The organism is Pseudomonas brenneri, assembly GCF_007858285.1.
GTDB lineage: Bacteria > Pseudomonadota > Gammaproteobacteria > Pseudomonadales > Pseudomonadaceae > Aquipseudomonas > Aquipseudomonas brenneri.
The window spans coordinates 58435-78165 of record NZ_VFIL01000007.1; the positions used below are offsets into that span (position 1 = coordinate 58435).

Genomic DNA, 19731 nt, shown 5'->3' on the forward strand with positions numbered 1-19731 from the left:
AAAAGTGATTTTGGCGAAACATTGGCGACGTGGGGGCCAGCAAAATGCCTTCTCGATACATTTGAGCAAAACCCTTGCCCGCTGCAATAAAAAAGGTCAGCTCGATAATGAACTGACCTTTTGAGACGGCATTGCTACGCAGGGCGTTTTTTCAACTTACCACTGATACGTCGCACTGGCCTGCACCGTACGCTGCGAGCCATACCAGCACCACGAGTACGAATAGCAGGACGCGACGTACTCTTTATCCGCCAGGTTGGTGGCGTTCAGCGCCAGGCGCAGGTTGTCGCCCAGGGTATTGATGTGCGGGATGTCGTAGTGCACCGCCGCATCAAACAAGGTGTAGCCCGGGACCTTCAAGGTATTGGCAGTATCGCCCCAGGACGAGCCGACGTAACGTGCGCCCGCACCTACGCCAAACCCTTTGAGGTTGCCGTCGTGCAAGGTGTAGTCGGCCCATACCGAGGCCGTGTGGCGCGGTACAGCATAGGTGGTGGTGCCCTGGGTCGGTACGGCCGGGCCTACGCCAATGTCGGTGATCGGCGCGTAGCGCACGGTGCTGTTGGATTTGCTGATGCGGTTATCGAGGTAGGCATAGGCCGCCGTGATATCCAGATTGTCGTTAAGGCTGGCCTTGCCTTCCAGTTCGAAGCCACGGGAGCGCACTTCACCGTCCTGTACCTGGCAACGACCACTGCCACACAGATGAGTGGGGTCCGGATCCATGGTCGGTACGTTGTTCTGGCGCAGGTCGAAGATAGCGGCGGTGATAAAGCTGTTGCTGCCTGGCGGCTGGTACTTGATGCCGATTTCGTACTGCTTGCCTTCGGTCGGCTTGAACACCGAACCGCCGTAGCCGGTACCGGTTTGCGGGGAGAAGGATTCGGAATAGCTGGCGTAGGGCGCCAGGCCGTTATCGAAGAGGTAGACCACACCCAGGCGGCCAGTAAAGGCTTTGCTGTCCAGGGAGGATTTGGACTTGGCGCCAGTCTTGAGGGTCAGCGTGGTGTTGTCGGTACTGGCCCAGTCATAACGGCCGCCCATCAACAGTACCCACTTGTCCCATTTCATTTGCTCTTGCAGATACACCCCGGTCTGCTCGCTGCGAGACGTGGCGTCAGTGGTGAATGCCGGCGTCTGCACTGGCACGCCGTATACCGGGTCGAAGATATCCAGGTCCGATCCCTTACCATAACCGGCCTTGGTATCGACGCTGGTGTTCTGGTAATCAAGCCCCATCAACAGCGTGTGCTGCACCGGGCCGGTGTCGAACTTGCCTTGCAACTGGTTATCCAGGTTGTAGGCGTCCATATCGACATCGGTGGCGATGGTCGAGCGGCTCATGGTGCGGTAATCTGCCTGCAGATTATTGCTGTAGATACTGCGATAGATCCCTTCGCTGCGCATATAGCGGGCGTTCTGGCGCACGGTCCAGACATCGTTGAAATGATGCTCGAAGGCATAGCCGATGGAGTAATGCTCGCGATCACTCTTCTCGAAGTTTTTCTCGCCGTCATAGAAATCCACATCAATCTTGCGCCCGAGCGGGCTGTGCAGCACCGACCCCCAGGCCGGGACCGAACCGTAGGACGCACCCTTGGGGTCCTTCTGGAAATGCCCGAGCAAGGTCAGCGAGGTGGCCTCATTCGGACGCCAGGTAAAGGCCGACGACAGGGACTGACGACGGGTCTCGGTGTGTTCGACCTGGCCGTCGGCATCATCGAACAACCCGGCGACGCGATACGAATAAACCCCTTGCTCGTCCAGCGGGCCGCTGAGGTCGAAGGTGGTGCGCTTCTTGTTGAAGGTGCCGTACTCGACGCCCACTTCATGGAACGGCGTATCCAGCGGGCGCTTGGTGACCATGTTGATCACACCGCTGGGGCTGCCCTGGCCGTACAACACCGACGCCGGGCCGCGCAGGACCTCCACGCGCTCCAGGTCAAAGGCATCCTTTTGCGGCGAGGCATCGCGGCTTGACGCCACGCGCAAACCATCCAGGTACGTCACCGGCGAGAAGCCACGGATGGTCAACTGGTCCAGGCGCGAGGCAGTGGCGCCACGGGTTTCCGGGACGACCGCGGCGCTGTAGCGCAGGATCTGGTTGAGGCTCTCGGCATTCTGCGCACGCATCTGGTCCTTGGTGACCACCGAGATCGATTGCGGGGTCTCGATCAACGCGGTGTCGGTCTTGGTGCCGGACAGGCTGCGCGTGGCGACATAGCCGGATACCGGGCCGATCGGGCTTTCGCTTTGATAGGCACCGCTGATGGTCGTGGCCTGTAACTCCACAGAACCGTCCGCCTGGGGGATGGGCTCGATGCGGTAGCGCTTGGCAGACAATGCCTGGGCACGTAGACCGCTACCCGCCAGCAATTGGGCCAGTGCTGCGTCGCTGCTCAACTGCCCGCTCAAGCCACTGCTGCGCTTGCTGCGGGTCAAGGCCGGATCAAAGGCCAGGGCCAGCCCGGCCTGTTCGGCAAAGCCGTTGAGGGCCTGGCTCAGGTCACCGGCAGGGATCGAGAAATGGCTGCCTTCATCAGCCCATGCCGTGTGAATGGTCAGGGGCACAGCGGCAAAAGCCAGCGCCACTGACAGCGCCAGCGGGTGCAACGGACGAGCAAAGCGTGACATGAGAGGTCCTGGAAAATGGAGTTCTATATTCCATGACGGCCATGTCGGGAAATCGGGTATGAATGAGCAGCCTTTTTATTTGAATGGGTGTTTTCAGCCCGCTCAGATGGGTTTGACCACCACCATCAGGTCAGTGAAATACTCCACCTTGATCGGCAGGTTATCCGCCAGGGTCGCCAGCGCCGCGTCGCTGTCATCGAGCTTGAACACACCCGACACACGCATGCCTTGCAACGCCTGGGGATCAAAATGCACCACGCCATGGCGATAGCTGGCCAGGGTCTGCAGGACTTCGCTCAGCGGCCGATCATCCACCGTGAGCAAGCCTCGGGTCCAGGCAGCCGGGTCGCTGTTGCCGACCGGTTGTGCCGGCTGTGCACGTCCCTGCTTGAGGATCGCACGCTGGCCTGCGGTCACTTTCACCGCTTCGCTGTCGTTGCCTTTGGCGGCCACTGTTGACTCGATCACCGTGACCACGGTCGAGCCGTCCACTGCACGCTGAACCAGGAAACGCGTACCCAGTGCCGTTGCCGTGCCCTGGTCAGTGCGCACCATAAATGGCCGTTGCGCGTCCTTGGCCACTTCGACCCACATCTCGCCCTTGAGCAATTCGATCACACGCTGGCGGCCATCGAATTTCACGTCCAGCGCCGAGTTGCTGTTGAGCTGCACCTGGCTACCATCGGCCAGGACAACCTGACGCCGCTCACCGACGCTGGTACGTTGGTCGGCTGTCCACACCGGCAGTTGCTCAATACCCAGCCAACCGATAACCAACACACCCAGCAACGCCAGGGCTTGCCCACCTCGCACGGCGTACCCGGATTTACGTGGAACAAAGGCCTGATTCAACGCCAGGCGTGCCGGCTCGGCAGGCAGTTCATCAAGGCTGCCCCACAGCGATCGCATGCGCTCGAAAGCCACCCGATGGCGTGGGTCGGTCTCGCACCACGCCTCAAAGGCCTCGCGGTCGATAACGCTGACGTCCTCGTCATTGAGCAGCGCCAACCAGCGCGCCGCCTCACTGACAATCTGCTCGGTGGATGTCACAGCGGGTCGGCGCCGTGCAGCGTGTGGTAGCAATGCACCAGCGCGCTGGAAATGTAGTTTTTTACCGTGCTGGACGACACCTGAAGCTGGGCGGCGATTTCACTGTAGGTCAGCCCGTCCAGGCGGCTGAGCAGGAACGCCTCGCGAGACTTGTCCGACAGACCGGCGAGCATCAGCGCAATGCGCTCCAAGGCCTGCAGCGCCACATGAATGGTCGCCGGGTCAGGCATGCCGGCGTCTTCGTATTGGATGGCCAGGGCTTGCATGTAGGCTTTCTCGATCTTGCGCCGTCGCGCGCCGTCAATCAGCAGGCGTCCGGCTGTGGTCGCGAGAAATGCCCGGGGCTCTTGAATGTTGTGGGGCTCGGCCAGCAACAACACCCGTACGAATGCATCCTGGGCCAAGTCCGCCGCATGCTGTGAGCAGCCGAGTTTCTTGCGCAGCCAACCGTGCAACCAGGAGTGGTGGTCGCTGTAGAGCGCGGTGAGTGTCTGCTGGCGGCGGGCGATATCACATTCGGCCACAGGAAAATCATGCATGCGCAAAAAATTCTCAAACAAGAAAGATTACCAATCGCGCAAACGATGACAGCAAAACGATAGCAGGGCAAGGGCCCGACGATGGCGCCTGGCTATAAGTTTAGGAGCCTTAACGCAGGCTCCAGGAAACCCCGGCATACACGCCCATGCCATCGCCCGGCGTCGAGCGCGCCATATCACGGCCCTGATCGTCATAACCCGGGGTCACGGTATTGGCGTAGCGCTGGTTGGTCAGGTTGCGCAGGTCGACCCAGGCTTGCCAGTCCTGTTTCGGTGCGTCGTAACCAACGGTGGCGCCCAATAAGCCATAGGCTGACGCGTAGTAGGAGTTGGCATAGTCCACCGCCACCCGCGAGGAATACTCACCATTGAGGCTGCTGAAAAAACCGCTGGGATGGCTGTAGCGCAACTGCGCCTGGTAATAGTGCTTGGGGATGCCAGGCAGCGTGTTGTCGCCAAAGCGTGGGTCGTCGCGGTAGTGGAAGTTGCTGAAGGTGTAGGCCTGGCGCAGGGCCAGGCGGCCGGCATTACCACCGTCCCACAGCGGGCTGGTGAGGCTCAGTTCCAGGCCCTGGTGGATGGTCGGGCTGGCATTGGACTCGGCAACCACCTGCGAACTGTTGAGCGTGGCCGCCTGGGTCTCGACGCTGAGCAGTTCATGGCGCACCAGCGAGTGATACAACGCCAGGTCCCACTGGCCGAACCAGGCTTCGCCGCGCCCGCCCAGTTCCAGGGTGGTGGCGGTCTGGTTTTGCAGTTCCACGCCTTCGCGGGTCAGGCCCGCCTCCGGCCTGCCAGAGTCTTTCGCAAAGAATTTGTTCGAACCCCAGATCATCGACCAGGCATGCGGCGGCTCGACCGAACGGCTCAAGTTGCCATACACCTGCAACTGCGGGTTGAAGTCATAGCGCAGGCCCACGCGCGGGGCGTAGTCCCAGTCGTGGGTACTCAAGGGGGCACGGGTGTCGGGATAAGTGACTTCGGTTTCGCGGCGGGTGTAGATCGCCGCCAGGCCGGTGGTCAGCCACAGGTCGGGCAACAGCTCCAGGTCGTTGCTCACGTGCAACACCGTATCCGAGCCCAGGTAACTGTAGTCACGGGTCTTGGTGCCGGGAGTGAAGTTAGCAGTGGTGCCGGCGGGTACACGCACGTACTCGGACACACCGTTATTGGGCAAACCCTGGGTGGTGCGCAGGCCGACGATGGTCTTGCTGTCGCGCCCCAGCAGCGTGTCCTGACGGATGTAATTCAAGGTGCCGCTGATATCGGTGTATGCCACCTTCAACCGGTTGGTGCCTTCGCGCAGGTCCATGGGGTAATCGTGGTAGACCAGCCCAGCCTCTACCCGAGAGTTATCGTCCAACTGCAATGTGGTCTTGTTGGCGATCCAGGTAGACCCCGGCTGCAAGCGCTTGGAGTCGCGCGCCAGGTTGACGGCATTGGCCCTACGCGGGCTGTGCTCGATCTGCTCGCGCGTGAGTTTGCCGGGGCTGTCGTTGGCGGTTTCGCGGTAACGGAAATAGAAGCGGGTTTCCAGGTCCGGGTTGAATCGGTAGCCGAAGTTGGCCGCCACACCCTTGCCACTGCCGGCGCTTTGTTGCTGGAAGCCATCGTAGTCAGAGTCGGTCAGGCTGATGTAGTAGTCAGCATCGCCCAGCACTTGCCCGGAGCTGATTTCCCGCTGGGCGTAACCATGGCTGCCAGCTTCGTAGCGCACGCGCAACTTGGGGGCATCGTAGCCGGTGTGGGTCACATAGTTGACCGCACCACCCAGGGCCAGTGCGCCCCGGTCAAAGCCGTTGGCGCCGCGCAGCACTTCGACCCGGCTGAGCCACAACGGGTCCTTGAGTTCGTAAGGTGTGCCGCCGGGGCCGGTGAGTGGCAGGCCGTCGATGGTTTCATACAGGCCGGAGGCGTGGCTGCCGGGACCACGGTTGATGCCCGAGCCGCGAATGGAGATTTTCACCCCTTCGTTGTTCGCCGCCTTGGCGTAGATGCCGGCCTGGTACTTGAGTACATCTTCGTTGCTGCTGACTCGCCCCTGCTCGACGCTGGCCATGTCAATGTAATTGGTCCCACCGGGCACCTGCCGCAGTTGCGCCTGGGCCGCCTCACCTTCGCTCAGCTCGCTGCTGGTGACTTGCAGCGGCGCCAGCTGCAGTGCCTCCTGGGCCTGGGCCAGGTGACTGAATGTCAGGGCGACGCCGAAAGGAAGAAGCAGCAAAGGTTGTCGCAGGCGCATGGGCCGAATCCTGGAAAAGTTCAAGCGTTGGAAGAACCAGGGGTACGGTAGGTCACGTCTGTTTTTAAGTCCAAAATAGAATTAATAAATGCTAACTCAGTATTTAAGGAAATAAGCTGCACGCAGTAATGTGGAGCAACCGAGTCACCACCGTCACCCGAGACTGCCCCATGTCGATATCCGCCAACGTCATTGATTTCACCCTCCACCGCAAGCGCCGCCAGGCACGTGCAGCGGCCGAGCTGATGTGGGCAATGTACGCGGCGCGTGCCGGGCTGTCGGGATTCACCTTGCAGACCAGTAACGCATCCAGCGATACACGCCGGGCATAAGGCCGATGAGTTTTCTCCAGGCCCTTCCCGAACGGCTGCCTCCCACCGCTCAACCCAAGGATTGCGCCACCCGCGACGACGATGCCATCAGCCAGTGCGTCGCGCATAACCTGCAGCGCCTGCGCAGCAAACGTTACTTGTCCCTGGATGCGCTGGCCCGCGCCTGTGGAGTAAGCCGGGCGATGCTCGCGCAAATCGAGTCCGGACGAAGTGTGCCGTCGATCAAGGTGCTGTGCAAAATCGCCAAGGGCCTGAAAGTATCGGTGGCGGCGTTCCTGGAAAACCGCTCGTTCGAAGGGGTTGAATTGCTCCCCGCCCACCACAGCAAACGCCTGGTGAGTGCCGATGGTACGTTCGTCAGCCGTGCATTGTTTCCCGACGACATGTCACGCCAGTCGGAGTTCTATGAGATACGCCTGAGCGCGCGCGGTGAAGAGGTGTGCGAAGGCCGCAGGCCAGGAATCCAGGCAAACCTGGTGGTCGCTCAGGGCGTGCTGGAAGTCAGCGTCAACGAGGAGCGATACTTGCTGTCCACCGGCGACTCGATTCTGTTCTATGCCGACCAGCCCCACCGCTACCGCAACCCGGCAGACAGCGATGCGCTGGCGTTCCTGGTCATCATCCACCCCGAACGCCTGGACTGAACGCAAAAAGCCCCGCCTGAGCAATCAGGCGGGGCTTTTTCATGCCCGCGAACAGCCTGTCAGCAGGTGCAGCACATCATCGGCATGCCGTTGCAACTCATCATCATCGGCATGGCGCAGTCATTCATCATTTTCTTCATCAGCATGCAGCAGTTGTCCATCATCACCATGCTCATACCGGGCATCGGCATCATCTTGCAGGTCATGCCATCGGCTTGCAGGGTGCATTCCATGACGCACTTCATCATCGGCATCGACATCCCCATCGGCATGTTCATCGCCGGCATGTTGTTCATCATGGCCATGGTGTCTTGCGACATGCACATCATCGACAGATTGGCACACTGCATCATCATCGGCATGCCGCAGTTCATCATCATCACCATCATTTCGGCGTTGTTCTTGAACATCGCCATGTCCATGCCGGCTGCCGGTTTCATCGTGCACATCATGGCATCACCGGTCATTTCACACTGCATGGTGGCCATCATCATCGGCATGCCCATCATCGGCATCATCGGCATCGCGTTGTTCATTGGCATCTGCATGGCATTCATCATGTTCGAAACTCCGTAATCGACAGGAAAGGACTAAATTCTGGGGCCGATTCTAGAGATGACACACGGCGGTGCAAGACGCTGGCCGAGCAGCAGAAATAGACGTCAGACCGTCCGATTATCATTTAAGACAGACTGTAAAAGCGTGGGAGCAGACAAATGCTTGTTATTGCATCCACTCCCGATGCAGCGACCTGAAAATAGCAGCGATGGATATTCACTGGAGTGCTATGTACCTTCGATAAGGAAATAAACGATCTAACCCTTGTGAAAATAAGCGCCTGATGCAGGCTGGCGCGCAATACTGCGGTACTGTGCGGAGCTCGATCGTCGTTCCACTATCGCCATTTTTTTAAGGCCGACTATTTTTATGCGTCTGATGAATGTTGCCGGCGTATGCCTGCTTTCTTCGGTACTGATGGGCTGCCAACAGCGCCCACCCGCCAACGACCAACTGGATGCAGTGCTGTGGACCCAGACCTCCATCGAGCATGAGCTGATCTATCGCCAGGTGTTCGCCGACGCCACCCGCCAGCTCGACGTGGCCCTGGCCACCAAGGACTGGGACGCCCTGCCCTTTGCCCCACGCAACCTGGCCGGCCTGCCGCCGGCGGTGATCGTCGATATCGATGAAACCCTCCTGGACAACGTGCCGCTCAATGCCCGGGACATCGTCAACAACCAAGTCTACTCCTATGACCGCTGGAACACCTGGGTCGACCAGGCCAAGGCCCAGGCCCTGCCCGGCGCCGTGGCGTTTTTGCAGGCGGCCAAGCAACGCGGGATCAAGGTGTATTACCTGACCAACCGTGAGCACAGCCAGGTCCAGGCCACCGTCGACAACCTGCGTTTGCGCGGTTTCCCGATAGAAAACAATGAACAGGTGCTGGCAGCCGCCACCCCGACCGGCCATTGCGAACAAGCGGGCTACGGAAAGAACTGCCGACGCCAATGGGTCGCCAGCCAGGCGCGAGTGCTGTTGATGGCCGGTGATTCCCTGGGGGATTTCGTCCAGGCCGAACACAACACCCTGGCCGCCCAGCGTCGGGCGGTCGAACCCTATGCGGGCTGGTTCGGCCAGCGCTGGTTCCTGCTGCCCAATCCTACCTACGGCAACTGGTACAGCGCGCCCTATGGCGACCGCGAAGAGATACCGTTTGCGCAGAAGCGCTTTTTCAAGCGTGAGGCCCTGCAGTTGCAGCAATAACCCGCTTTATATAGGAGTCGGCTTGCCGGCTCTTGCCGCAGAGCAAAGCTGCTCCGTAACTCTAGTTTTTAATATTTTCGCGAATGTTCCAGCCAAACTTCACCGGCCCTCCGTCCTTTGCGCCTTCTGCTTTTTGAGGCTGGTAACTCACTTCCACCTTGGCAAAATTCAGCGCGAGACTCTCATACAAAATATCGCTGTTATCGTCAGTACGCACGTCATAGGAAGTAACCATGACTTCCTTCAACACAATGACCAGATACTCCAACGAATTGGGGCCGCCAGCCTTACGCACCACGAGTCTCGCTTCTGGATAATGTGTGCCGCTGGCACAGGCCATCATCAGGTTAGGCGTGGATCTATCCAGGGCCTTCTTGAGGTTCAAGTTAGCGACGTTGACTTTGCCTGATCCGCCCCCCGTACCGCTATGCATGGAGCCCGATTGGGACAGGCCCCAGGCCCAGTGGGTAATCTCGATTTCATCACGATGCATCTGGTCCCGTGATTCACCCTTGATATCTCCCAACCTCAAAAACATGTCAGTTGCCATAGTTACTCCCTGTCCTGGTGTTCGCCGGTAGCGGCAAGGAGCGCACCTTTTCCTATTCAGGATGGCGCCTGCAAGACACCAAAATCGATATGGGAAGCACCTTTCAGCATAAAGGAACTTTTCTGACATTCATCCACGACGACGCATCTTTAATCTCACGGGCCTCATGAAAGCCAGGAGTTAAGGAATGACTTCGTCCCCGCTCAGAGATGGGTTTCCTTCAGCCCATCGCATCACACGTCAACAGATTGAAGGCAGCGTTGACCTGCGCCGACTGTTCTTCGCTATTGATGCAGACCCGCAGCTGATCGGTGCGGGAGTTGTCTATATAGATGCTCAATTCAACGTAGTCACCTTGCGTGAGTTCCAGCCTATTTGCAGTGTACTGCCAAAAAAGCTGGTGTTACGTGAGGCGCCCCGACATGTCGGGCCATCAGAGTTCAAGCGGATGCTGGAGCATGAGCCTCGGCAATCGGAACTGACCGCGCTCGCACTGAATACAGCAATGACATGCGCCGGTGCGCTGCTCAGTTGGGCAGTGATTACGAGTGGCTTTATTCTGATGCCGTTCACTGCCGGAACCAGTGCGGTGATTTCTTTTCTTGGGCAGGCGGCGGCAGTAGCAAGCACCACTCAGTGTATTGCTGGAGCCCTTAGAACAGGAATTGAAGCTTATGCACCAACACTTAATGATGCTCTAGATAGCGAAGCCTGGTACCAGGCCGTGATGAATATACTGGATGGCATTGCCGTGCTGGGCATTGCGGCATCAGCTTTGACCACAATGAAGGTGGTCAACATGACCACAAAAGCAACCGGAAAATCCCTGCGCCAAGCGCTCAGAGGGCTTACCCGACAGGAACGAATAAAACTGAATAATGAGTTGCTCAAAATTCAGGATCCACGGTTGACGCCGAAACTACTCAAGTTAAAACAGGCCACAGGAAGTCTACCAAAACGCATCAGTACCACAGAAATCCAGGCGTCCACCGCAAGCCATATTCGAGACGCCATGGCCGCAACCCTTGGCTTGGGCAGCAGCGCAATGTCTGGGAACATCAACACATTAGCTATTGGCATCTATGAAGAAGTAATGCCATGAGCCGGCAAAGGAGACTAGACCTGAAAAAGTCGAAAGGCCGGAAAACGCTCTACGACTCCAATTTTTTTATTGAAGATCCATGGCCACTCCTCAAACGTTATATGCCGGTTATAGGGGGCGACCTCCTTGTCGGGTGCTTCTCGATTGCTATAACCACCGTCTTAGTAACGGTGACCTACCTCTCTACACTCCCAACGGTTCTGCTCTCCCAGATATTTTTTTTCGGTAGCCTGGGGTCGGGCCTGATATTTACGATCGCTAAATTCAAAGTTCTGTCCGGTCGAACTCATTGGGTTTGGATAAGTACCGGAATTTACTTCACGTGCCTGCTGATATCTCTTCCGGCAATCATCTATCGCCCAAGCCTTTACCTTTACCTCATGGCGCTCGTTGGGCCGCTAGCAGGCCTGCTGATTCTCAACAGCAACCGGTGCAAGGAAATGCGCAAAAAGATGGTTGAAATCCGCAATAAGCGTGAAGAGAGAGTCGTCACCCTCAAAAAACAAGGCAAATGGAAGTGGTGGTAGAGCCAGGGGTTACACAGCCGTCGCCTGGCGATACTGACGCGGCGTAAAGCCGGTCAACGCCTTGAACTGCCGGGTAAATGCACTGACACGCGGGTCACGTACAAACCTGGGCGATTAGGCTAATGTACTGACCCTGAGTCCCCTTCACTTTTAAGGCCGAGTCTTTCACGCGTAATCCTACTTTCGCCAGTATCTGCCTGTTTTCTTCGCTATTGGTCGGTTGTCAGCAGTACCCACCCACCAACGACCAACTGGATGCCGTGCTCTGGACCCAGACCTCCATCAAGCATGATCTGATCTATCGCCAGGTGTTCGCCGACGCCACCCGCCAGTTCGACGTGGCCCTGGCCGCTTTTTCAAGCGTGAGGCCCTGCAGTTGCAGCAATGACGATCAAATCTGGGTCAGCCACCATAAGTACTGACATCACCAGGTAGAGGAAGCTGCATACCGGAGTGCGTTGAAAAGTCTTTACGCGATATGACCCCTTCAAGTTCCGTGGAACTATGTTGCCGTCGACACCACAGATGCTATCAAGTCAATGACGAACACAAGCATGGATTAGGATTGCGGACTTTCCGGGCCCAGCTAAAAACTGCAACAGCCTAATCATTATTACGTCAGTGTCGACAAAAGCAAAACAGTTCAGAGGCTGTACTATGAAAATATCACACAGACCACCTGCCACCCCCTTTAACGCCACACAACATCAACCATCATCCAGCAATGGATCTTCTGTCGGGGTAAAAAAGCAAGAGCGTGACTTTTCAAACACCCTGACGATATCTGAAATAAAAAATCCAACACTGGGAGTATTCCCTGAAAAAAAGGAGCTATCAAAAAACTACCCAATTCTAAGCGATCGGAATATAACAGTTTCTCGCGAACTGAAGTGGGTATATGAAGCGCCTAAAACCAAGGTAGAAAAAGATCGCCTGGTGATAGAAACCACAAGTCATGCAGACACTGTTCACGTAAAAAAAGCAAGCAATAAAAGTATTGATATTATTATCAACGGCAAGACCTACCATATAGACAGTCAGCAGCGTGATCAGAAAATCCCGGAGATCCATATTAAAACCCTCGGAGGCGACGACCACGTCTGGGTCGATCCTGATGTCAGTGAACGGATGCTCATCGAGACCGGGGATGGTGCTGACTATGTTCAGGCCGGAAGTGGTTATACGCGGGTGCTGGCGGGTGCCGGCAACGATACGGTGCGACTTGGCAGCGGCTTTGGTTATGCCGAGGGCGGCAAGGGAGATGATGTACTGATTGCAGGCCGCGGAATGGGTGCACTGTACGGAAATGATGGCAAGGACAGAATGTTTGCAGGCTACTTTGGCAACACACAAAGAACCTATATGGATGGTGGGCGTGGCAATGACGAAATGTACGCAAAGGGTGGGCGTACTATTATGCACGGCGGCCTGGGCAATAACTTTATAATGAGTTGTGGCGGTAGCCATATCTATACTGGGAAAGAAAAAAACCGGGTTATCTCACTCAGTGATACCGATACGATTTTTGCCAAGACAGATGATACTGTCCAACGCACTTCCGGCTCTAAACTGGTAGAGGCCAAATACTCTGACGCAGGGCACGCGGGCTTGAAAGTTTCAGGAACCCCTGAATTCAAACAGCGGATTGCAGATGACTTTGAGCTACTACGCCTATCACCCACAGGGCAAAAAATGCTGATGGAGCTTGATGAAGCCTATCGGCGCAATACTGCGTCTGACGGTGATACACCGAGGGCTGAAATATACAACGTGGAGACCGGGCAATTTGAAGAAGATCAACCCATCGAGATCAAGCAAGCAGACGATGATGACGGGCACTTCTTTTTCCGGGACATAAACGTCAACCCTTCATACTTGGGGACCAAGCCCCAGACATTTCCAATCAGTATTTTATATCATGAAATGGCCCACGCTTATAACGCTGTAAACAAAAGTGAATTTAAAGGAAAAACCAAGATCAATGATGGACCTAAAGGTTTAGAAGATAATATAGAGCGTCAAGCCGTCGGTTTATGGACGAACGAGTCATTCGATTTCGACAGAGACCCGTCCACACCGCCTACATTTACCAACCCAAAGCCATTCACGGAAAACGGCCTTCACGAAGAAATGGGTGAGCCCCTGCGCAAGGCGTACCACATTGAGAATGTTGTTTGAAGGTCAAAGGTTAACTTGTCGCCTGGCGATACTGACGCGGCGTAAAACCAGTCAACGCCTTGAACTGCCGGGTAAATGCACTGTGGTCGGTGTAACCGCACTGCAAGGCCACATCGGTGATCGGCAACTCGGTATGCAGCAGGCGGTGGGCATGCTCCAGGCGCACTTTCTGGATCATCTGCCGGGGCGTCAGGTGGAACACGCGCTTGCAGTAACGCTCCAACTGCGCCACGGACGTACCGGCGATGCGCGTCAGCTCACCCAGGGTCACACGTCGGTTGAAATGGGCGCGGATGTATTCGTCCACAGCAGCCAAGCGCTGATAGGCCGGGTGGGTTTCGCTGGCCGATTGCAGGTCGACCGAAATGCCCGCCAGGCCGATGATCGCGCCTTCGTGGTTGTACAACGGCCATTTATGGGTCAGGCACCAACCGGGTTCGCGGCTGCCGTACAGGTGCAACTCCAGTTGGTCCTCCAGCACCAGGCCCTGTTCCAGCACGCGCCGATCCTGTTCGGTATAACCCGGCCCCAACTGCGCGGGAAACACCTCGGCGCTGGTTTTGCCCAGTAGCGGCCGGCGGTCTTTCAAGCCGCAACGCTGCACCAGCGTGCGGTTGGCCATGACGTAGCGCGCCTGCACGTCCTTGATAAACATCGTCGCATTGGGGATCACGTCAAGCATCGGCAACAGCATGGCCACGCCCGCCAGCAGTTGTTCGAGGCTGTGTGGCCGCTGCTCGCCGCCTTGGCAAAGGGTTGCAAACGCGTTCTGCATCATGCCACTCACCGCCTCGTTGATCGCCTCGCAAGGCCAGCAGATTGCCCGATGACCATGGCCCTGTCGAGTCTGGCAATTGTGCTGAATTCGTCATTGATCGCCACGCAAAACATCAATCGCCAGCGGGTCGATGGGTTCACTGTAGCGCCACTGCATGCCTATCCAATAACCCACAAGAAGGCGCCGCTATGTCAGCCCAAGGCAAGTTCAAGAAACAGCTGTCTCTGATCGACCTCACCTTTATCGGACTGGGAGCCATCTTCGGTTCCGGTTGGTTGTTTGCCGCCAGTCACGTGTCGTCCATCGCAGGCCCAGCGGGGATTTTTTCCTGGTTGCTGGGCGGCTTTGCGGTGCTGTTGCTGGGCATTGTCTACTGCGAATTGGGCGCGGCCCTGCCCCGTGCCGGTGGCGTTGTGCGCTACCCGGTGTATTCCCACGGCCCGCTGTTGGGCTACCTGATGGGCTTTATCACGCTGATCGCGTTCTCTAGCCTGGTGGCGATTGAAGTGGTTGCTGCACGGCAATACGCCGCCGCCTGGTTTCCCGAACTGACCAAGGCGGGATCCAGCGATCCCACCACCCTGGGCTGGCTGCTGCAGTTTGGCCTGCTGTGCCTGTTTTTCGTGCTCAACTACCGCAGCGTGAAGACCTTTGCCATCGCCAATAACCTGGTAAGTCTATTCAAGTTTGTCGTGCCGTTGCTGGTGATCGGCGTACTGTTCACCTTCTTCAAGCCGGCCAATTTTCACTCCCAAGGGTTCGCGCCGTTCGGCCTGTCAGGGATCGAAATGGCGGTGTCTGCCGGTGGGGTGATTTTTGCGTACCTGGGGCTGACGCCGATCATTTCGGTGGCCAGCGAAGTGAAGAATCCACAACGCACCATTCCCATTGCCCTGATCCTTTCGGTGCTGCTGTCCACGGCCATTTATGTGTTGTTGCAAGTGGCCTTCCTCGGCGGCGTGCCCACCGAAATGCTCGCCAACGGCTGGGCCGGGATCAGCAAGGAACTGGCGCTGCCCTATCGCGATATCGCCCTGGCATTGGGCGTGGGCTGGCTGGCCTACCTGGTGGTGGCCGACGCGGTGATCTCCCCCAGCGGCTGCGGCAATATCTATATGAACGCCACGCCACGGGTGATCTATGGCTGGGCGCAGACTGGCACCTTCTTCAAGATCTTCACCCGTATCGACAAAAAGTCCGGCATCCCGCGTCCGGCGCTGTGGCTGACCTTTGGCCTGTCGGTATTCTGGACCCTGCCATTCCCATCCTGGGAAGCGCTGATCAACGTGGTATCCGCCGCCCTGGTATTGAGCTACGCGGTGGCCCCGGTATGCGTCGCCGCACTACGGCGCAATGCCCCGGACATGCCGCGCCCGTTTCGGGTCAAGTGGATGAATGTGCTGGGCCCGCTGTCGTTCATCATCGCCGCGCTGATCGTCTACTGGTCGGGCTGGAACACCGTGTCCTGGCTGCTGGGCCTGCAAATCGTGATGTTTGTGGTGTACCTGCTGTGCCGTCGCCTGGTGCCGACCCAGCACCTGAACATCGCCCAGCAAGTGCGCTCCAGCGCGTGGCTGATCGGCTTCTACGCGGTGACCATCGTGCTGTCCAAGCTCGGCAGCTTTGGTGGCCTGGGCGTGCTTACCCACCCGTTCGACACCGTGGTCGTCGCCGCCTGCGCACTAGGCATCTACTACTGGGGCGCAGCCACCGGCGTGCCTGCGCACCTGGTTGAACTGGAACACGAAGACGACGAAAGCGAAGCCGTGCTGCCCACCACCGGCCTGCATCCGGCCAACGCGCAACTGGCCAATCACTAAGGAAGAGCTTGATGAAACGACTGCACGTGATTGACTCCCATACCGGCGGCGAACCCACGCGCCTGATCATGAATGGCTTCCCCGCCCTTACCGGTCAAACCATCGCCGAGCAACTCGACTGCCTGCGCAGCGAACATGATCAATGGCGCCGCGCTTGCCTGCTGGAGCCCCGTGGCAACGATGTCCTGGTCGGCGCGCTGTACTGCGAGCCCGTCTCGGCGGGAGCCACCTGCGGGGTGATTTTCTTCAACAATGCCGGCTACCTCGGCATGTGTGGCCACGGCACCATCGGCCTGGTCGCCTCGTTGCACTACCTGGGGCACATCGCACCGGGAGTGCACAGCATCGACACGCCGGTGGGCCCGGTCAGCGCCACCCTGCATGAGGACGGCGCCGTGACCCTGCGCAACGTGCCCGCCTATCGCTATCGCCAGCAAGTGCCGGTGGATGTGCCAGGGCATGGCCGTATCTACGGCGATATCGCCTGGGGTGGCAACTGGTTTTTCCTGGTGTCGGAGCACGGCCAGGCACTGCACATGGGCAATGTCGACGCCCTCACCGACTTCACCTGGGCGATGCTCAAGGCCCTCGAAGCCCAAGGTATCCAGGGCGAAGACGGCGCGTTGATCGACCATATCGAACTGTTTGCCGATGACGAACTGGCCGACAGCCGCAACTTCGTCATGTGCCCCGGCAAAGCCTACGACCGCTCACCCTGCGGCACCGGCACCAGCGCCAAGCTGGCGTGCCTGGCCGCCGATGGAAAACTTCAGGCCGGTGAACCCTGGGTACAAGCCAGCATCACCGCCAGCCAGTTCGAAGGCCGTTTTGAGTGGGAAGGCCAGCGTATCCGCCCGTTCATCACTGGCCGCGCCTACATGACCGCCGACAGCACGTTGCTGATCGACGCACAGGATCCCTTTGCCTGGGGCATTTGCGCACCCGGCAGCGTTTAACCAAACCCTTCCACGGAGATAAAACAATGAGCGATAACATCTTCACCGGCTGCATCCCGGCCCTGATGACCCCATGCACTGCCGAGCGTCAGCCGGACTTCGACGCCTTGGTCGCCAAGGGCCGCGAGCTGATCGATATCGGCATGAGCGCCGTGGTGTATTGCGGTTCCATGGGCGACTGGCCGCTGCTCACCGAAGCCCAGCGCCAGGAAGGCGTGGCGCGCCTGGTGGCCGCCGGCATCCCGACCATCGTCGGCACCGGCGCGGTCAACAGCCGTGAGGCAATATCCCATGCCGCCCACGCGGCCAAGGTCGGCGCCCATGGCTTGATGGTCATCCCCCGCGTGCTGTCCCGTGGCGCCTCGGCGACGGCACAAAAGGCGCACTTCGCGGCGATCCTTAGCGCCGCTCCGAACCTGCCGTCAGTGATCTACAACAGCCCTTACTACGGCTTTGCGACCCGCGCCGACCTGTTCTTCGAACTGCGCCGCGAGTACCCGAACCTGATCGGTTTCAAGGAGTTCGGCGGCGCTGCCGACCTGCGCTATGCGGCCGAACACATCACCTCCAAGGACGATGACGTGACCTTGATGGTGGGTGTCGATACCCAGGTGGTGCACGGTTTCGTCAACTGCAACGCCACCGGCGCCATCACCGGTATCGGCAACGCCCTGCCACGGGAAGTCCTGCAACTGGTGGCCCTGAGCAAGAAAGCCGCCAAGGGCGACGCCAAGGCCCGACGCCAGGCCCGCGAACTGGAAGCGGCACTGGCAGTGCTGTCGTCCTTCGATGAAGGCTGCGACCTGGTGCTCTATTACAAGCACCTGATGGTGCTCAATGGCGACCTGCAATACCGCCTGCACTTCAACCAAAGCGATGTGCTCAGCGATGCCCAGCGCCGCTATGCCGAGAACCAGTACGCGCTGTTCCGCCAGTGGTACGCCAACTGGTCGGCGGAACAGAACGTCGACTGACTGCCGCGCACGCCGCTGTGAAACCATCGTGTTGCGCAGCGGCTGGACTCTTTTAGCAAGGATTTACCATGACTTTGACAGGCAATATGCTGATCGGTCAGCATGCTACACCCGGCACCCGCGAGGCCGTCCGTGCGATCAACCCGGCCACCAATGCTGCGCTGGAGCCGGCCTACCACGGAGGCACCACCGAGCACGTGGCCCAGGCCTGCGCGCTGGCATGGTCAGCCTTCGACAGCTACCGCGAAACGTCCCTGGCGGCGCGTGCTGAATTGCTCGACACCATCGCCAGCGAAATCGAAGCCCTCGGCGATGAACTGATCGAACGTGCCGTGGCCGAAACCGGCTTGGCGCATGCGCGGATCCAGGGCGAGCGTGGCCGCACCTGCCAGCAACTGCGCACCTTCGCCCGTACCGTGCGCGCCGGCGAATGGCTGGATGTGCGGGTCGACCCCGCACAGCCAGACCGTCAACCCTTGCCCCGCGCTGACTTGCGCCAGCGCCAGGTGCCGCTGGGGCCGGTGGCGGTGTTTGGCGCCAGCAACTTCCCGCTGGCATTTTCGGTGGCCGGGGGCGACACCGCCTCTGCACTGGCTGCCGGTTGCCCGGTGATCGTCAAGGCCCATGGCGCACATCCGGGCACCAGTGAGTTGGTGGGCCGCGCCGTGGCCCGTGCGGTCAAGCACTGTGACTTGCCCGAAGGCGTGTTCTCCCTGCTGTACGGTTCCGGCCGCGAAGTGGGGATTGCGCTGGTCACCGACCCGCGCATCAAGGCCGTGGGTTTCACCGGTTCGCAAAGTGGCGGCATCGCCTTGTGCCAGGCGGCCCAGGCGCGGCCTGAGCCAATCCCGGTGTATGCGGAAATGAGTGCAGTCAATCCGGTGTACCTGTTTGCCGGCGCCCTCAAGACGCGTGGTGAGGCACTGGCGCAAGGCTTTGTCACGTCGCTGACCCTGGGTGCCGGGCAGTTCTGCACCAACCCAGGGCTGGTGATTGCGGTTCAGGGAGCAGCGCTGGAGCGTTTTATCAGCCTCGCCAGCGAGCATCTAAAAGAGCGCCCGGCACAGACCATGCTCACCCCCGGCATCTTCAATGCCTATGAAACGGGCGTCGGCACCTTGGCCGAACATGCCCAACGCCTGGCCAGCGGCCTGGCAGCACAAGGTCCGAACCAGTGCCAGGCGCAGCTGTTTACCACCCGCGCACAAGACTTCCTCGCCAACCCGCGCTTGCAGGCCGAAATCTTCGGCGCAGCATCACTGGTGGTGCAATGTGCCAATGACGACGAAGTCCGCCAGGTAACCGAACATCTCGAAGGCCAGTTGACCGCCACCCTGCACCTGGATGACAGCGATATCGAGCACGCACGGGCGTTGTTACCGACCCTGGAGCGCAAGGCCGGGCGCCTGTTGGTGAACAGCTGGCCGACCGGGGTCGAGGTGTGCGATGCGATGGTGCATGGCGGGCCGTTCCCGGCCACCTCGGACTCGCGCTCGACCTCGGTGGGCACTGCCGCGATCCTGCGTTTCCTGCGCCCGGTGTGCTACCAGGACTTCCCGGACAGCCTGCTGCCCGACGCCCTCAAGCACAGTAATCCGTTGGCGTTGCGCCGCTTGCTCGACGGCCTGAGAGAAGCCTGAA

General features: G+C 58.9%; 17 protein-coding genes and 1 pseudogene. 12 read left to right on the forward strand and 6 right to left on the reverse strand.

Features of this window, described 5'->3' with window-relative positions; translation table 11 throughout:
- Window positions 1-156 precede the first annotated feature (156 nt).
- From FJD34_RS16585 to FJD34_RS16600, 4 genes are all read right to left on the reverse strand, one after another.
- Window positions 157-2634, reverse strand: coding sequence for a TonB-dependent siderophore receptor (locus tag FJD34_RS16585; protein WP_032857270.1), 2478 nt, complete (start codon window positions 2632-2634; stop codon window positions 157-159).
- Between the two features lie 102 nt (window positions 2635-2736).
- Window positions 2737-3684 (reverse strand): FecR family protein, encoded by a 948-nt coding sequence (locus FJD34_RS16590; protein WP_090291297.1) that lies wholly within the window; start codon window positions 3682-3684, stop codon window positions 2737-2739.
- Window positions 3681-4223, reverse strand: coding sequence for a sigma-70 family RNA polymerase sigma factor (locus tag FJD34_RS16595; RefSeq protein WP_090291298.1), 543 nt, complete (start codon window positions 4221-4223; stop codon window positions 3681-3683). Before FJD34_RS16595 ends, FJD34_RS16590 begins: the two co-directional genes overlap by 4 nt.
- Window positions 4224-4332: 109 nt before the next feature.
- A complete protein-coding gene (locus tag FJD34_RS16600) occupies window positions 4333-6465 on the reverse strand; it encodes a TonB-dependent receptor family protein (protein WP_032857276.1) in 2133 nt (710 codons plus the stop codon).
- A gap of 170 nt (window positions 6466-6635) precedes the next feature.
- Here FJD34_RS16600 and FJD34_RS28080 point away from each other — a divergent pair, with 170 nt between their 5' ends.
- The 4 genes from FJD34_RS28080 (at window position 6636) to FJD34_RS16615 (ending at window position 9205) form a co-directional block, all read left to right on the forward strand.
- Window positions 6636-6797: a hypothetical protein gene (locus FJD34_RS28080; protein ID WP_167360822.1), complete on the forward strand. Its 162-nt coding sequence runs from the start codon at window positions 6636-6638 to the stop codon at window positions 6795-6797.
- Between the two features lie 5 nt (window positions 6798-6802).
- Complete coding sequence (locus tag FJD34_RS16605; RefSeq protein ID WP_032857280.1) at window positions 6803-7441, forward strand: helix-turn-helix domain-containing protein; 639 nt, start codon at window positions 6803-6805, stop codon at window positions 7439-7441.
- 66 nt (window positions 7442-7507) lie between these two features.
- Window positions 7508-8017, forward strand: a complete 510-nt coding sequence (locus tag FJD34_RS28700; protein ID WP_308425989.1) for a hypothetical protein — start codon at window positions 7508-7510, stop codon at window positions 8015-8017.
- A gap of 351 nt (window positions 8018-8368) precedes the next feature.
- Window positions 8369-9205, forward strand: a complete 837-nt coding sequence (locus tag FJD34_RS16615) for a 5'-nucleotidase, lipoprotein e(P4) family (protein ID WP_090291299.1) — start codon at window positions 8369-8371, stop codon at window positions 9203-9205.
- 61 nt (window positions 9206-9266) lie between these two features.
- Here FJD34_RS16615 and FJD34_RS16620 read toward each other — a convergent pair whose 3' ends face one another.
- The gene (locus tag FJD34_RS16620) at window positions 9267-9755 is read right to left on the reverse strand and encodes an Hcp family type VI secretion system effector (protein ID WP_065944362.1); all 489 of its coding nucleotides are present in this window, start codon (window positions 9753-9755) and stop codon (window positions 9267-9269) included.
- 187 nt (window positions 9756-9942) lie between these two features.
- On the opposite strand from FJD34_RS16620, the gene FJD34_RS16625 reads away from it, so the two are divergent.
- The 4 genes and pseudogenes from FJD34_RS16625 to FJD34_RS16640 all read left to right on the forward strand — a co-directional run bounded on the left by FJD34_RS16625 (window position 9943) and on the right by FJD34_RS16640 (window position 13562).
- Window positions 9943-10857: an NAD synthetase gene (locus FJD34_RS16625; RefSeq protein WP_090291300.1), complete on the forward strand. Its 915-nt coding sequence runs from the start codon at window positions 9943-9945 to the stop codon at window positions 10855-10857.
- On the forward strand, window positions 10854-11384 hold the full coding sequence (locus FJD34_RS16630; RefSeq protein WP_032857288.1) for a hypothetical protein: 531 nt from the start codon (window positions 10854-10856) through the stop codon (window positions 11382-11384). The genes FJD34_RS16625 and FJD34_RS16630 overlap by 4 nt, the downstream gene beginning before the upstream one ends.
- A gap of 191 nt (window positions 11385-11575) precedes the next feature.
- Window positions 11576-11734, forward strand: a pseudogene (locus tag FJD34_RS28705) (acid phosphatase); the annotation flags it as partial.
- A gap of 307 nt (window positions 11735-12041) precedes the next feature.
- Window positions 12042-13562 (forward strand): M91 family zinc metallopeptidase, encoded by a 1521-nt coding sequence (locus FJD34_RS16640; protein ID WP_083204918.1) that lies wholly within the window; start codon window positions 12042-12044, stop codon window positions 13560-13562.
- 10 nt (window positions 13563-13572) lie between these two features.
- Here FJD34_RS16640 and FJD34_RS16645 read toward each other — a convergent pair whose 3' ends face one another.
- Entirely contained in the window at window positions 13573-14340 is a 768-nt protein-coding gene (locus FJD34_RS16645; protein WP_174553285.1) for an AraC family transcriptional regulator, read from the reverse strand.
- Window positions 14341-14528: 188 nt separating this feature from the next.
- Here FJD34_RS16645 and FJD34_RS16650 point away from each other — a divergent pair, with 188 nt between their 5' ends.
- The 4 genes from FJD34_RS16650 to FJD34_RS16665 all read left to right on the forward strand — a co-directional run bounded on the left by FJD34_RS16650 (window position 14529) and on the right by FJD34_RS16665 (window position 19730).
- Window positions 14529-16160 (forward strand): APC family permease, encoded by a 1632-nt coding sequence (locus FJD34_RS16650; RefSeq protein ID WP_090291301.1) that lies wholly within the window; start codon window positions 14529-14531, stop codon window positions 16158-16160.
- A gap of 11 nt (window positions 16161-16171) precedes the next feature.
- Complete coding sequence (locus tag FJD34_RS16655; RefSeq protein ID WP_090291302.1) at window positions 16172-17116, forward strand: 4-hydroxyproline epimerase; 945 nt, start codon at window positions 16172-16174, stop codon at window positions 17114-17116.
- 26 nt (window positions 17117-17142) lie between these two features.
- A complete protein-coding gene (locus FJD34_RS16660) occupies window positions 17143-18090 on the forward strand; it encodes a dihydrodipicolinate synthase family protein (RefSeq protein ID WP_032857296.1) in 948 nt (315 codons plus the stop codon).
- 68 nt (window positions 18091-18158) lie between these two features.
- Complete coding sequence (locus FJD34_RS16665; RefSeq protein WP_065944367.1) at window positions 18159-19730, forward strand: aldehyde dehydrogenase (NADP(+)); 1572 nt, start codon at window positions 18159-18161, stop codon at window positions 19728-19730.
- Window position 19731 lies beyond the last annotated feature (1 nt).